This window comes from Granulibacter bethesdensis (assembly GCF_001889525.1).
Lineage (GTDB): Bacteria > Pseudomonadota > Alphaproteobacteria > Acetobacterales > Acetobacteraceae > Granulibacter > Granulibacter bethesdensis_C.
Map to the genome: position 1 here is coordinate 1,151,938 of NZ_CP018192.1, position 13,278 is coordinate 1,165,215.

At 57.2% G+C, this 13,278-nt stretch carries 15 protein-coding genes and 1 tRNA gene; 11 read left to right on the forward strand and 5 right to left on the reverse strand.

The genetic code is table 11. The features are described from left to right. Positions 1–48 precede the first annotated feature (48 nt). A complete protein-coding gene (gene glyA, locus GbCGDNIH6_RS05210) occupies positions 49–1,344 on the reverse strand; it encodes a serine hydroxymethyltransferase (protein WP_095413437.1) in 1,296 nt (431 codons plus the stop codon). Positions 1,345–1,562: 218 nt separating this feature from the next. Between glyA and GbCGDNIH6_RS05215 the strand changes: the two genes are divergently transcribed. Further along, on the forward strand, positions 1,563–3,062 hold the full coding sequence (locus GbCGDNIH6_RS05215) for an amino acid permease (protein WP_072563093.1): 1,500 nt from the start codon (positions 1,563–1,565) through the stop codon (positions 3,060–3,062). A 78-nt stretch (positions 3,063–3,140) separates the two neighbouring features. On the opposite strand, the gene GbCGDNIH6_RS05220 is transcribed toward GbCGDNIH6_RS05215, so the two are convergent. Beyond that, positions 3,141–3,650 carry an outer membrane protein assembly factor BamE gene (locus GbCGDNIH6_RS05220; protein ID WP_072563094.1) on the reverse strand — a complete coding sequence of 170 codons (510 nt, stop codon included), beginning with the start codon at positions 3,648–3,650 and terminating at the stop codon, positions 3,141–3,143. A gap of 242 nt (positions 3,651–3,892) precedes the next feature. Between GbCGDNIH6_RS05220 and GbCGDNIH6_RS05225 the strand changes: the two genes are divergently transcribed. The 7 genes from GbCGDNIH6_RS05225 (at position 3,893) to GbCGDNIH6_RS05255 (ending at position 8,393) form a co-directional block, all read left to right on the forward strand. Further along, a complete protein-coding gene (locus GbCGDNIH6_RS05225; protein WP_072563095.1) occupies positions 3,893–4,435 on the forward strand; it encodes a DUF177 domain-containing protein in 543 nt (180 codons plus the stop codon). A 246-nt stretch (positions 4,436–4,681) separates the two neighbouring features. Beyond that, positions 4,682–4,894 carry a 50S ribosomal protein L32 gene (gene rpmF, locus GbCGDNIH6_RS05230; RefSeq protein WP_011631719.1) on the forward strand — a complete coding sequence of 71 codons (213 nt, stop codon included), beginning with the start codon at positions 4,682–4,684 and terminating at the stop codon, positions 4,892–4,894. A gap of 70 nt (positions 4,895–4,964) precedes the next feature. Continuing rightward, positions 4,965–6,071 (forward strand): phosphate acyltransferase PlsX, encoded by a 1,107-nt coding sequence (plsX, locus tag GbCGDNIH6_RS05235; RefSeq protein WP_025286498.1) that lies wholly within the window; start codon positions 4,965–4,967, stop codon positions 6,069–6,071. 37 nt (positions 6,072–6,108) lie between these two features. After that, complete coding sequence (locus GbCGDNIH6_RS05240; RefSeq protein WP_072563096.1) at positions 6,109–7,077, forward strand: beta-ketoacyl-ACP synthase III; 969 nt, start codon at positions 6,109–6,111, stop codon at positions 7,075–7,077. Between the two features lie 119 nt (positions 7,078–7,196). Further along, entirely contained in the window at positions 7,197–7,520 is a 324-nt protein-coding gene (locus GbCGDNIH6_RS05245) for an integration host factor subunit alpha (RefSeq protein WP_072563097.1), read from the forward strand. Beyond that, the gene (locus tag GbCGDNIH6_RS05250) at positions 7,517–8,179 is read left to right on the forward strand and encodes a MerR family transcriptional regulator (RefSeq protein ID WP_232449984.1); all 663 of its coding nucleotides are present in this window, start codon (positions 7,517–7,519) and stop codon (positions 8,177–8,179) included. The genes GbCGDNIH6_RS05245 and GbCGDNIH6_RS05250 overlap by 4 nt, the downstream gene beginning before the upstream one ends. 140 nt (positions 8,180–8,319) lie before the next feature. Next, positions 8,320–8,393: transfer RNA gene (locus GbCGDNIH6_RS05255), tRNA-Pro, on the forward strand. 52 nt (positions 8,394–8,445) lie between these two features. On the opposite strand, the gene GbCGDNIH6_RS05260 is transcribed toward GbCGDNIH6_RS05255, so the two are convergent. Continuing rightward, positions 8,446–8,931 (reverse strand): hypothetical protein, encoded by a 486-nt coding sequence (locus GbCGDNIH6_RS05260; RefSeq protein ID WP_072563098.1) that lies wholly within the window; start codon positions 8,929–8,931, stop codon positions 8,446–8,448. A 72-nt stretch (positions 8,932–9,003) separates the two neighbouring features. Here GbCGDNIH6_RS05260 and cutA point away from each other — a divergent pair, with 72 nt between their 5' ends. Then, on the forward strand, positions 9,004–9,333 hold the full coding sequence (gene cutA, locus GbCGDNIH6_RS05265) for a divalent-cation tolerance protein CutA (protein WP_072563099.1): 330 nt from the start codon (positions 9,004–9,006) through the stop codon (positions 9,331–9,333). An 11-nt stretch (positions 9,334–9,344) separates the two neighbouring features. Here the strand turns inward: cutA and ispF are convergent, their stop codons facing one another. Then, positions 9,345–10,475 (reverse strand): 2-C-methyl-D-erythritol 2,4-cyclodiphosphate synthase, encoded by a 1,131-nt coding sequence (gene ispF, locus GbCGDNIH6_RS05270; protein WP_072563100.1) that lies wholly within the window; start codon positions 10,473–10,475, stop codon positions 9,345–9,347. A 238-nt stretch (positions 10,476–10,713) separates the two neighbouring features. Between ispF and GbCGDNIH6_RS05280 the strand changes: the two genes are divergently transcribed. Then, positions 10,714–11,139: a response regulator gene (locus GbCGDNIH6_RS05280; RefSeq protein WP_157692329.1), complete on the forward strand. Its 426-nt coding sequence runs from the start codon at positions 10,714–10,716 to the stop codon at positions 11,137–11,139. 42 nt (positions 11,140–11,181) lie between these two features. Here the strand turns inward: GbCGDNIH6_RS05280 and GbCGDNIH6_RS05285 are convergent, their stop codons facing one another. Then, positions 11,182–11,436 carry a CsbD family protein gene (locus tag GbCGDNIH6_RS05285; protein ID WP_011631728.1) on the reverse strand — a complete coding sequence of 85 codons (255 nt, stop codon included), beginning with the start codon at positions 11,434–11,436 and terminating at the stop codon, positions 11,182–11,184. A gap of 252 nt (positions 11,437–11,688) precedes the next feature. On the opposite strand from GbCGDNIH6_RS05285, the gene adh reads away from it, so the two are divergent. Next, positions 11,689–13,209 carry an aldehyde dehydrogenase gene (adh, locus tag GbCGDNIH6_RS05290; RefSeq protein ID WP_072563103.1) on the forward strand — a complete coding sequence of 507 codons (1,521 nt, stop codon included), beginning with the start codon at positions 11,689–11,691 and terminating at the stop codon, positions 13,207–13,209. Positions 13,210–13,278: the final 69 nt, after the last annotated feature.

The following is a 13,278-nucleotide window of genomic DNA, read 5'->3' on the forward strand; positions in this document are numbered from 1 at the left end:
GTCATGACGGAGGCAGAGGGAAGGGAAGCGGGGTCTCGAAGCAGGCTCTCAGTGATTGCGATAGAGCGGAAAACGCTTGCAGAGCGCCTTGACCTCGGCGCCGACTTCCTGCTCGACGGCTTCGTTGGAGCCATTTTCGCCAGCCTTGGACAGGCCTTCCACCACGCGGTCGATCATCAGCCCGATCTCGCGGAATTCAGCCTCGCCAAAGCCGCGGGACGTGCCGGCCGGCGTGCCGAGACGGATGCCGGAGGTCACGGCGGGTTTCTGCGGATCGAACGGAATGGCGTTTTTGTTGGTGGTGATATGGGCGCGGCCGAGGCTCTCATCAGTGGCTTTGCCGGTCACATTCTTCGGACGCAGATCGACCAGCATCAGATGCGTATCGGTGCCGCCGGACACGATGGCCAGACCGCGCTCCACCAGCGTGGAAGCCAGAACCTTCGCATTATCGGCAACGGATTGCTGATAGGTCTTGAAGTCCGGCTTCAGGGCTTCCCCGAAGGCAACGGCCTTGGCAGCAATGACATGCATCAGCGGGCCACCCTGCAAACCGGGGAACACGGCGGTGTTGAATTTCTTGCCGAGCTCAAGGTCATTGGTGAGGATCATGCCGCCACGCGGGCCGCGCAGGGTCTTATGGGTGGTGGTGGTGACCACATGCGCATGCGGCAGCGGGGACGGATAGATGCCGGCTGCGACCAGACCGGCAAAATGCGCCATGTCGACCATGAAATACGCGCCGACTTCATCTGCGACCTTACGGATGCGGGGGAAGTCGATGAAGCGCGGATAGGCAGAGCCACCCGCGATGATGATCTTCGGCTTGTGCTCACGGGCGAGGGCTTCCAGTTCCTCATAATCCAGCAGGCCGTCTTCCTTGCGGACGCCGTACTGTACTGCGTTGAACCACTTGCCGCTGACAGTGGGGGCCGCACCATGGGTCAGATGGCCGCCAGCGGCGAGGCTCATGCCCAGAATGGTATCGCCCGGCTTGGCCAGGGCGAAGAACACCGCACCATTCGCCTGTGCGCCGGAATGCGGCTGCACATTGGCGAATTCGCAGCCGAACAGCTGCTTGGCGCGGTCAATGGCGAGCTGCTCGGCGATGTCGACCGCCGCGCAACCACCGTAGTAGCGCTTGCCGGGATAACCCTCGGCATATTTATTGGTCAGGACGGAACCCTGAGCTTCCAGAACCGCCGCAGAAACGATGTTTTCGCTGGCGATCAGTTCGATACCGTCTTCCTGACGGTGAAATTCTTTTTCAAGGGCCGCGAACAGGTCGGGATCAGTATCGGCGAGGCGTGCGCCGAAAAAGGCATCAAGGGCGGATGCGGACATTGTATTCATCCTTGGACGGTCATGAGAGCAACTTGATTGCGTCAGCTAACACAATCGGGACGTGTTTGGAAACACCGACTATCCTTGCGCCCGATAGGCGCTGTCGATCACAGGAAGACAATTATAAAATTCCCTGGACAGGCTGCTCAGACATTTCCGACATGGAGAGGCGGTTCTGCATCCATAAGGCTTTATTTGTGCTGAGGAGTCCTCCCTCTATGTCTTCTCCTGATGCTTCAATCACGGGCAGGCCTGCTCATAGCCTGTTTTCACGCAAGCCGATTACCGAAATTGATGAGCATAAGGGTGAGCTGAAGCGTGCCCTGAATGCCTGGCATATGATCGCATTGGGAATCGGTGTTATCATCGGTGCAGGGCTGTTTTCACTGACCGGGCTTGCCGCGGGTGATTATGCCGGCCCGGCAGTCGTGATCAGCTTCATGATCGCTGCCATCGGATGCGGGCTGGCCGGATGCTGTTACTCCGAACTGGCCAGCATGATCCCGGTCGCTGGAAGTGCCTACACCTATTCTTATGCCACATTGGGCGAACTGGTCGGCTGGATCATCGGCTGGGATCTGGTGCTGGAATATGCTGTGGGCGCCGCCACCGTTGCTTCCAGCTGGACCAGCTATTTCAAGGTGTTGCTTGCCCAGTTCGGGCTTGCCCTGCCGCCACGCTTGACCGCATCGCCTTTCAGCATCGTGGAACTGGCAGATCATTCCCATGTGCATGGGCTGATCAACCTTCCCGCTTTTATCGTTGTCGTGGCGGTGTCGGTGGTACTGATGCGTGGCGTGACCGGGTCGGCATGGTTGAATGCCGTCATCGTCATGCTGAAGCTCACCATCGTCGTGCTTGTGATCGTACTGGGCGCATCCTACGTGAACCCCGCGAATTACGTGCCTTTCATCCCAGAGAATACGGGGGAGTTCGGCCATTTCGGATTATCCGGCGTGATGCGGGGCGCGGCGGTGATTTTTTTCTCCTATGTCGGCTTTGATGCCGTTTCAACTGCGGCGCAGGAGGCTTATAATCCCCAGCGTGACGTGCCGCTTGGCATTCTTGGTTCTTTGGCGATCTGTGCCATTCTCTATGTCGGCTTCGGCCTGGTGTTGACGGGGATCGTCAATTATCAGGAACTTGGCAGTATGGTGGACAAAATGGCGCCTATTTCGACCGCCATTTCCAGAACGCCTTATGCTTGGCTGAAATCCGCCATCTATGTCGGCATTCTATGCGGCTACACGACAGTGGTGCTGGTGCTGCTGATGGGGCAGAGCCGGGTTTTCTATTCCATGGCATCGGACGGATTATTGCCCGCTATTTTTGCGCGCGTTCATCCGCAATGGCGAACCCCGTGGCTTACCAATCTGCTTTTTATGATTTTCGCGGGCTTGATGGCTGCCTTTGTGCCCGGTTCGTGGCTGGGGGAGGCGACCTCCATCGGCACGCTGCTGGCGTTCATTCTGGTCTGCATCGGCGTGATGGTGTTGCGCAGGACTGATCCGGACCGTCCACGTCGGTTCAGGACCCCTTTTGTCCCGCTTGTACCGTTGGTCGGAATCCTGTTCTGCGGCGCGATGATGCTATCGCTGGATATCTGGACATGGGTTCGTCTGATCGTATGGCTGATCATCGGACTGGTCGTGTTTTTCGGTTACAGCCGGAAACGGAGCTTGTTGGCGCGTCAGGCGGCCATGAATGAGGTGGGCTGATGTCAATAAGGAAAAGGCCGGTGAAAACCGGCCTTTCTGATATTGGGATCGTCTGAAGAAAAAGCAGAGCGGGAATAATCAGCGATCGCCGCCGAACCGTCCGCCTGGTGCATTGCCGGCACCACCGCCCATGCCGCCTGCATTGAAACGGCCGACATTGCCAAACAATTGCTGCATCCAGGATGCCTCGCTGCCCGGGGAAGGGGTTGCACGCCGGACCATACTGACGGGCGCCGCATCATCCTTGCCGTAGAGCTTGATGTTCTTCAGCACGCCGTTCTGATCGAACGAGACCGTGACCACGCTCTGCTGGAGAATATCATTGGTCCCGGCAATCTGCATTTCGGTGGTCTGGGTGATATAGACCCACTGGTTATTATCGAACGTGGCTTTTGTCGTCGGGGAGCCGAGCAGGGAGGCGACATCCGCCTGGGTCGAGGTTCCGGGCGTCAGCTCCTTCAGCAGATCGACATCGACCTTATTGCCGCGAACGACTCTGTCCGGGGCGAAGAAGCTGCATCCGCCCAGCAGCGTGGCGCACAGCGTCAGCGCGGCAAGAGTGCGGGATATGGTGGCTGTGCGGCGCAAGACGTATCCTCAATCGGAATCGGCGTTCAGCGGAGGTCTACAGACACATGATGGCCTGCCCCTTCGGGGTGTCATGCTTGGCCGTTTCTGTCAATCACACTGTTGCGCGAGCGATCCTTCCCATAAGACACCAAGGCATTCAGCCCGTGTGGAAAGGGCTATGAAAAAATGGTGGCAGGGCCTGCTTTGCCGCCAGCTTCCGGTTATTCTGACAGTGCTTTATCTCAGGAAGACGAATCGCGATGCAGCCCGAATTTTCCAGACTGATCCAGCCTGATATCATTCCTGTGGGCGGCAGGACGGTCGATATCAAGGCGCGTGCCGAGGAATGCGCAGCTATTGCCAGCCGGCTGGGGCTGGAGGCGGTGGCCACGTTCTCCTGCGTCTTCGTTCTGGAACCGCAGCGCGGCGGCGTGATTCGTGCCCACGGCCGGATGGAGGCTGCTGTTACCCAGACATGCGTGGTCAGCCTTGAGCCTTTCAGGGCGAAGATCAAAGAGAGTTTTACCCTGCGTCTGACGCCAGAACACAAGCTTAATCCTGATTTCGATATCGAGGAGGAGGAAGACGAAGTTCCCTATACCGGGGATCAGATCGATCTCGGTGAAGTGGCAGTGGAGCAGCTGGCCCTCACCCTCGACCCTTACCCCCGCAAGCCCGGGGTCACTTTTGAATCAGGAGAAGACGAAGCAGCAGAAGATGAATCCGCAGAGCAGGCGGACTCAGCCAGGGAGAATCCGTTTTTGCGTCTCGCGGCGCTGAAAAAGCCGGTCAACGATCTTTAAAGAGGCCGATGAGCACAGATTCTGCGCATTCACGTATTTGAATCGAACAGCGATCTCCGCTACAGAGCGCTCCATACAGTGTCTATGACCGGTCATGGCAGCCCGGTTCCGGACGCTGAGTGTTTTTCTTGCGGTGTCCGCCGGTCTCTGCTAGACGCCGCGCCTCACGACTTTGCCGAACTCTCAAGGGGTTTCGCCGCCAATGGGGCGGTCACACCCCGTTTGATAATAAGAAGGGCCTGTTCCATGGCTGTTCCGAAGAAGAAAACCTCGCCCTCACGGCGTGGCATGCGTCGCAGCCATCAGGCGCTGACGGGTGAAGCCTATACCGAATGCTCGAATTGTGGCGAACTGAAGCGTCCCCATCATGTCTGCGGCCATTGCGGCCATTATGATGGCCGTGAAGTTGCTGCTGCCGGAAATTCCGGTCGTGGCCTGAAGGGCGTGGTGCGGGTCTGATCAGACCCGCCTGCATCCGGCCATTCGGATATCCGGTTACAGTCAGTCAGGCAGTATAAGGGCATCAGACGTGGCCTCCAAAACGGCGGCAGACCATTTCAATCGTGATTCTTTCGTTCTCGCAATTGATGCGATGGGGGGAGACCACGCGCCAGAGATCGTGGTCGAAGGCATGGCCATCGCCGCCGAACGCCATCCGGATGCGCGCTTTCTGCTGGTTGGGGATGAAACCCTGCTGGCCCCTCTGCTGGCACGCTGGCCGAGGGCTGCTTCCGTTTGTACCGTCCGGCACGCGCCTGTAAAAGTAACAGGCGAAATGAAGGCGGCCGCTGCATTGCGGCTCCGGGATTCGTCCATGCGGATCGCTATCGACGCGGTAGCGCATGGCGAAGCATCCGGTGTCGTCTCAGCGGGCAATTCAGGCGCCTTGCTGGCGCTGGCCAAAATCATTCTCAAGACTTTGCCCGGAATTGATCGTCCGGCGCTGGCGGCTATCATGCCATCGGCGCGGGGCGATATTCTGATGCTCGATCTCGGCGCGAATGTGCTGTGTGATCCTCGCAATCTGGTTGAATTCGCGATCATGGGGGATGTCTTTGCGCGCAGTGTGCTGGGCCTGACGGCGCCACGTATCGGGCTTCTCAATGTGGGTTCCGAGGAGCAGAAGGGCGACGACCGCATTCGGACCGCCGCCGAGATGTTGCGCACGAGCCATCTGGCACAGCAATTCCACGGCTTTGTCGAAGGCCACGATATTGCAGGCGGGACGACCGACGTCGTGGTTGCAGATGGCTTCTCCGGCAATATCGCGCTCAAGACCGCCGAAGGCACAGCAAAGATGTTGGGTGGCCTTCTGAAGCAGATATTTACCAGTACAATTCTTGCGCGTCTGGGCTATCTGCTGGCCCGCGGGGGGTTGGAGCGTCTGCGGGAATGGCTTGACCCACGGCGTTATAATGGCGCTGTTCTCGTCGGCCTGAATGGTGTCGTGGTCAAATCGCATGGCGGCACCGATGCGCAGGGGTTTGCACATGCGGTCGATGTGGGCATGGATATGGTATCCAATCGTTCCAGTGATCGCATCCGTGAAGGAATCGCGAAACTGGTCGAGCTTTCCGGAGCAGCTCATCCTGTCCGGGATAAGGATGGAACAGCACAATTGGCTGAAGCCCGCTAGATTTTGCGGGTAGGAAACGGAAAAGAGAAACGCGACGATGAAGCGTTCCATAATCGCCGGCGTCGGCGCGTATTTGCCCAGCACTGTGGTCAGCAACGATGAACTGGCAAAGCGTGTGGACACGTCTGATGCCTGGATCCGCGAGCGGACCGGAATAGAGCAGCGTTATCTTGCAACGGCTGATGAAAGCTGTGCCTTTATGGCGGCCCGTGCCGCTGAGCGTGCCCTTGCCCATGCCGGAATGACCGCGGATGACGTAGACACTATTCTGGTGGCAACCAGCACCCCCGATCAGGTCTTTCCGGCTGTTGCCGTACGGGTGCAGGCTTTGCTGGGAACTAAAAAAGGATTTGGATTTGACCTTTCCGCCGCCTGCAGCGGCTTCGTGTATGGCCTTTCCATGGGAGATGCGCTGATCCGCAGTGGTCAGGCCAAGGGCGTGCTGGTGATCGGGGCGGAGGTTTTTTCCCGCCTGCTGGATTGGGATGACCGGCGTACCAATGTGCTGTTCGGAGATGGGGCCGGAGCGGTTTTTCTACGCGCATCCACGGATAATGATGATCCAGCACGAGGCATTCTGTCGACACATCTCCATTCGGAAGGAGAATTCGGCGATATTCTGTTCATTGATGGGGCTAATGGTGTCGCTGGTCATCCCGGCACCATTGTTATGAATGGCAGGGAAGTTTTCCGCCACGCTGTCGGTAAAATGGCGCAGGCGGTTGAGGAAGCAATGGCCGCCAATGATCTGACCCCGGCCGATATTGATTGGCTGGTGCCGCATCAGGCCAATTTGCGCATCATTGAGGCGATGGGCAAAAAGCTGGATCTGCCGCCGGAAAAGGTGGTTGTGACCGTCAATCGGCATGCCAACACATCGGCCGCGTCTATTCCGCTGGCATTGAATGAGGCGGTCCAGGATGGGCGTATCAAGCCCGGCTCTGTCGTGCTGATGGAAGCGCTGGGTGGTGGCCTTACCTGGGGTTCCGCGATTCTTCGCATGTAATTACAAAGCCTGTGCCATTTGCTTATCTGTTGCTGAGATGCAACAGGTAAGTGGTCATGCAAGTGTTTGATCCTCCGAGATTTGTTGACTGTTTGCATCGACCTCCGTAGCGTGTCTGCATGCATACCGTGACCCGCGCGCATCTGGCTGAGACGATCTATACGCAGGTCGGTTTGTCGAGAAATGACTCGGCACTCCTGCTTGAGACCGTGCTTGAGCGCATGTCATCCGCGCTTGAGGCTGGAGAATCGGTAAAAATCAGCGGGTTCGGGACATTTTCTGTCCGACAGAAAGGTCGCCGGATTGGTCGTAATCCCAAGACGGGGATTGAAGTACCGATCATGCCACGCCGCGTTCTGGTCTTCCGGCCCAGTCAGGTTTTGAAAGCACTTGCAAACGGACTGACACCGCCGACCATCGCTGATACTGGGGATGACGAATGACCACTGCTGTGGACGGCTTCCCGGAGCAGGGGGGAAATGAGACAGGGCCGGATTATGATCCGGCGGATGAAGCTTCCAGAGCGTCAAGACTGCGCAAGGCCCCCACCGCTTTTCGTACGATCAGCGAGGTGGCGGATGAGCTTCATATTCCTCAGCATGTGCTGCGTTTCTGGGAAACCAAATTTCCCCAGGTCAAACCGCTGAAGCGTGGTGGGGGACGCCGTTATTATCGTCCGGATGATATTGCCCTTCTGCGCCGTATCTCGGATTTGCTGTATATTCAAGGCTATACCATCAAAGGTGTACAAAGGCTGCTCAGGGAAGGTGGCGGCCGGCTGTCGGATAATATCCCACCCCCGCGTGCTGATGAACGCGCGGATATCGACGCTGGGGCCGGGCAGGGGGGATCATCCCTTTCCGTGTCCTCCGGGCGTTCGGTGCAGGGGGAGGCTTCTTCGACTTCTTCTGGCGAGCTTTCTCAGATTCAGACGTCTTCTGCATCTGAAGCGGCCATGGAGGCAGAGATCAAACGCCTCCGTGCCGCTCTTCAGCAAACTCATGCCGCTTTGCTCGAGGAACGCAGCAGGGCTGATCATCTCCGTTCCTTGCTGGAAGCATTAATCGATGAGCTGGGTGATATTCGTCAGGTTTTACCATAAGCAATAATGTGCACGGTTTTTGCCGTGCTGTGTGGTGTCCGTTGAGAACTGAAACCCTCTGAGCATTCTCGCAATGTATGTTTCTTGGGTTCGCTCTCTTGCGGAAGGAACGTCCCCCTGCTACACGGCACCCACATTGACGGGCAGTAGCGCAGCCTGGTAGCGCATCAGTCTGGGGGACTGGGGGTCGTGGGTTCGAATCCCGCCTGCCCGATATGAAAAAGGCCGGTTCCTGAGGGAACCGGCCTTTTTCATTGGATTATGCCTCAGTCGCGATGCCAGCTGACCGGGATCGGGGACGTGGCGGAATGATTCCAGACCTCGTGCCCACGATACTCGATGGTGCAGGCGGGCATTGTCAGTGTGGCAAGCAGGCGATTACCCGTGAATTGCCCCTGAAAGACATTGCTGCCTATTGTTTCCTTGAAAAAACCGTTCTCGTTGATCAGAGGCGTAAAAACCAGACCGGAAGAGTAGGCATAAGTGATGGAATGATCGCCGACGGTGAATATGCCTGCGTGGGGTGCCGTGCAGCCGGGCGAAGCTCCTGCGATGATACGGGCATGGGCCTTGTAACTGGCATCATGCAAGCTGAGCGGGTAATAAACTGGCTTCCCGGCCCGCAAATCAGGATCAGGCTGGGAACAGGCGGATAGCCCGATCAGAAGGATTGCAATGGCGGCTGGCTTGTTCATGGCAGTCTGTCCTCGGCTGACGGGCAGATAGGCGGCAGCATCCGGCAGCAGAGCCATGATTCTGACCGATCTTGTTGTTTCATTACCTCGGTGGAGGAAAGGCGGCAACGGCCTCACGAAGGGAAAGCCATGACAGAAGAAAAGCCGGTTGTGGTTTATGCGACCTGCGCTGATGAGGAAGAGGCGTGCCGCATCGGACGGGCCTTGATTGAGGCTGGCCTGGCTGCCTGCGTGAACATGCGGCCCCATACAGCGATTTATCGCTGGAACGGCCAGATTGAGGAAGGAGCCGAATTTGGTCTTCTGATCAAGACGACCGCCTCACAACAGGAGGCTGCCATGGCCTTGATCAGGCAGATGCACAGCTATGAGCTGCCGGGTATTCTTTCTCTGCATGTAGCGGGAGGAGATCCCGCCTATTTGCAATGGATATGCGACAATGCAGGTGGTCAGCGGTGAGGATGGCAATCTCAGGCCGGTATCATGATGATCACGGCTGCCTGGGCGGCGATGCCCTCCTCACGCCCCGTGAAGCCAAGTTTCTCACTGGTTGTTGCCTTGACTGAAATCTTGTCGATGGAGACTCCCAGCAGCTCTGCCAGACGGGCGATCATAGCCGGCGCGTGAGGCGTAATTTTCGGCTTTTCGCAGATCAGCGTAAGATCGGCATTGGCCAGAAAACCGTCCCGTGCCGCGATGCGCTCAGCCGCATGACGCAGGAAGCGGGCGCTGTCCGCATCTTTCCAGCTTGCTTCGGTCGGCGGGAAATGCCGTCCAATATCTCCCTCAGCCAGCGCACCGTAAATGGCATCGCACAGCGCATGAATGCCGACATCAGCATCCGAATGTCCGGCCAGTCCCTGATGATGCGGAACGTCAATACCGCACAGAATCAGCTTCCGGCCTGTTTCGAAGGCATGCACATCGTAACCGGTGCCGATGCGCGGGATCATGGAGATGGACATGCTACGCTCCACTCGGGCCAGATCGGCCGGATAGGTGACTTTGATATTGTCTTCCGCCCCGGGGACCAGAGCTACGGAATGCCCGGCCTGATCCAGCAGGGCGGCGTCGTCGGTTGCACCCCCGGGATGGTCCCGGTGAAGTGCCAGCAGAACGGAAAATTTGAACGCCTGCGGCGTCTGGGCACGATACAGCCCCTCGCGAGGGAGGGTTGAGTCGATGATATTGCCTGCCGCACGCTTTAATGTATCGGCGACGGGAACGGCAGGAATGGCACCGTCGTGGATTTGCAGAGCCTCGATCAGATCGTCAATGGTGTGATCGGGAAAATAGGGGCGTGCCGCATCGTGGATCAGAACGATATCGGGCGCATAAGGCACCAGCGCTTCCAAACCGGCGCGGACACTGTCCTGCCGTTCTTTTCCGCCATCAACAATCGGTAGATGGTCCAGACCATGCAGAAGGGGTGCGATATCGTCAGCACACCCGACCGGTTGCAGCAGATCGACCTTCGCCGACAGACGCTCAGCTCCATGCCTGATCAGGGGCTTTCCGCCCACCGGCAAGAATTGTTTGGGAATGTCGCTGCCGAAGCGCGAACCACTGCCGCCAGCCACAAGAATCGCTGCAATACGCATGCGCGGGGTGTGTTCCCGTGGAGGGTTTCTGTCAACCAGTGATGCGATCTCTGGCGATCAGTTGGAAAGTGGCAGCATGGATAAAGATGAGCAGAGAAGCATGCGCGGTATTGCAATACTGATTATAACAATGATGTGCAGTTCCGGCATTACAGAGGTGATTGATTTTTTGAAAGATTTATCACGATAGTGTTTGTTGTCTGTTATAGGAAAATATCTAGTATAAAGCATCCTATCATTGTCCAGCTTGCGGCATTTTGGCCGTTCTGCTGACGTATTGTCTAAGGATTATTTAATTATTTTGAAGTCTGCCACTTCTGTGTTGCTTGTTGAGGATGACGGTGGCGTACGTGACGTCATTCTTGCAGGGCTGTTGGGCCGTGGATTTGTGGTGGCAGCCGCTGAAAGTGGCGAGTCCGCTCTGGAAGTGCTCAGAGAACATGGTGGCTTTGATGTGGTGGTCAGTGACATCTGTATGCCGGGCATGTCGGGCTTTGATCTGCGCCAGAAAGTCATGGTGCTTTATCCAGACACGTATTTCATCCTGATTTCAGGTTATACTGACTGTGTGCCAGAGCCTGTTCCCATCCTCCGCAAGCCATTCAGGCTTTCACAACTGGAGGACAGGATCAGATTGCGGCAGATGGGGAGTCAGCAGCAATAACGTCCTGGGTCAGGCATTATTCCTTTCGCTGTACCGGATAGCCTAGCGGCGGCCCGTTATGACCCCCACCAGAAAGCCGATCCCTGCTGCAATGCCGAGTGCTGTCATGGGGTAATCAGCCGTGAAGCTTTTGACAGTATCACAGGTCTCAGCCAGTGCGCTTTGTGCCTCACCATATCTCTGTCGAGCCTTGCCGTGGATCTCGGTTTCAGTATCCCCGGTCAGCCGGCCGATTCCTTCCTGTACTTTGCCGGCCAGTTTTTCTGCCTTGCCTTCAAATTCTTCAGCTTGAGACATTTATTTTGTTCTCTCTCTGTTCTGAGGGGCCGGTCCTGTCATCCTGACCGTATTCTGCTCTGGCAACGCCGGGCTTGTGGGCAGGTTGCGTGGCAAGACAATATGATAACCCCGATCATTGCCTGTCTCTATGGGGTGACAGAATGCCTTTCTCGTTGCATGCTGTCTGCGTAGTTGTCGGGCATTGATGTTCGGCGCGGGATAAACGTCACAATACAAACAGAGCACTTTGTGCCAGCAGGGGACCGTACCATGGCAGACAGTCCATTGAATGAAGTCGCACATCATATCGCGATTCGGCCACAATACGAAAATTTCATCGGTGGGCGTTGGGTTGCGCCGGTCAAAGGCCAGTATTTCGACAATATTTCTCCCATCAATGGTCAGGTGATCTGCAAGATCGCCCGCTCATCGGCTGAAGATATCGAACTGGCCCTGGACGCAGCCCACAAGGTGAGAGAAGGCTGGGGGCGTACGGCACCGGCTGAGCGTGCGCGTGTATTGCTGCGTATTGCCGACCGGATGGAAGAAAAGCTGGAGCGTCTGGCGCTGGCGGAGACCATTGATAACGGCAAGCCGATCAGGGAAACGACTGCCGCCGATATTCCTCTGGCAATCGACCATTTCCGCTACTTCGCGGGCGTGTTGCGGGCGCAGGAAGGCTCGATCAGCGAGATCGATCATGATACCGTCGCCTATCATTTCCATGAGCCGCTGGGTGTGGTCGGACAGATCATCCCGTGGAACTTCCCGCTGCTGATGGCTTGCTGGAAGCTGGCTCCGGCTCTGGCAGCCGGTAACTGTGTGGTGATGAAGCCTGCCGAGCAGACCCCTATGAGCATCATGGTGCTCATGGAGATCATCGGTGATCTTCTGCCGGAAGGCGTGCTGAATATCGTCAATGGTTTCGGCGTTGAGGCTGGCAAACCGCTGGCCCAGAACAAGCGTATCGCCAAGATCGCCTTCACCGGTGAGACCACCACCGGCCGTCTGATCATGCAATATGCCTCTGAAAACCTGATCCCGGTGACGCTGGAACTGGGTGGCAAAAGCCCGAACATCTTCTTTGAGGATGTTGCGGCCGAGGATGATGATTTCTTCGACAAGGCGCTGGAAGGCTTTGCCCTGTTTGCGCTCAATCAGGGTGAGGTCTGTACCTGTCCCAGCCGCGCTCTGATCCATGAAAAAATCTATGATCGCTTCATGGAAGCTGCGACCCGGCGTGTGCAGGCGATCAAGCAGGGTAACCCGCTCGATTCCAGCACCATGATCGGTGCACAGGCCTCGAACGATCAGTTGGAGAAAATCCTGTCCTACATCGATATTGGGCAGCAGGAAGGTGCAAAGCTCCGCACCGGCGGTCAGCGCGTGAGGCCGGGTGGCGATCTGGATAACGGTTTCTATGTCGCGCCGACCATTTTGGAAGGCCACAACAAGATGCGCGTGTTCCAGGAAGAAATCTTCGGTCCGGTCGTGGCTGTCACCCGCTTCAAGGATGAAGCGGAGGCGCTTTCCATCGCCAATGACACGCTGTACGGCTTGGGCGCAGGCGTGTGGAGCCGTGCTGGCAACCGTGCCTATCGCATGGGTCGTGGTATTCAGGCCGGGCGAGTCTGGACCAACTGCTACCACCTCTATCCGGCTCATGCGGCCTTCGGTGGCTATAAGCAATCAGGCATCGGGCGTGAAACCCACAAGATGATGCTGGATCACTATCAGCAGACCAAGAACCTGCTGGTCAGCTATAGCCCGAAGAAGCTTGGTTTCTTCTGATCCTGTCCGAACAGGCTCCGGGCCGGACGATCATCCGGCCCGGACAAGCAGGGAAGGGGGAGGCAATGC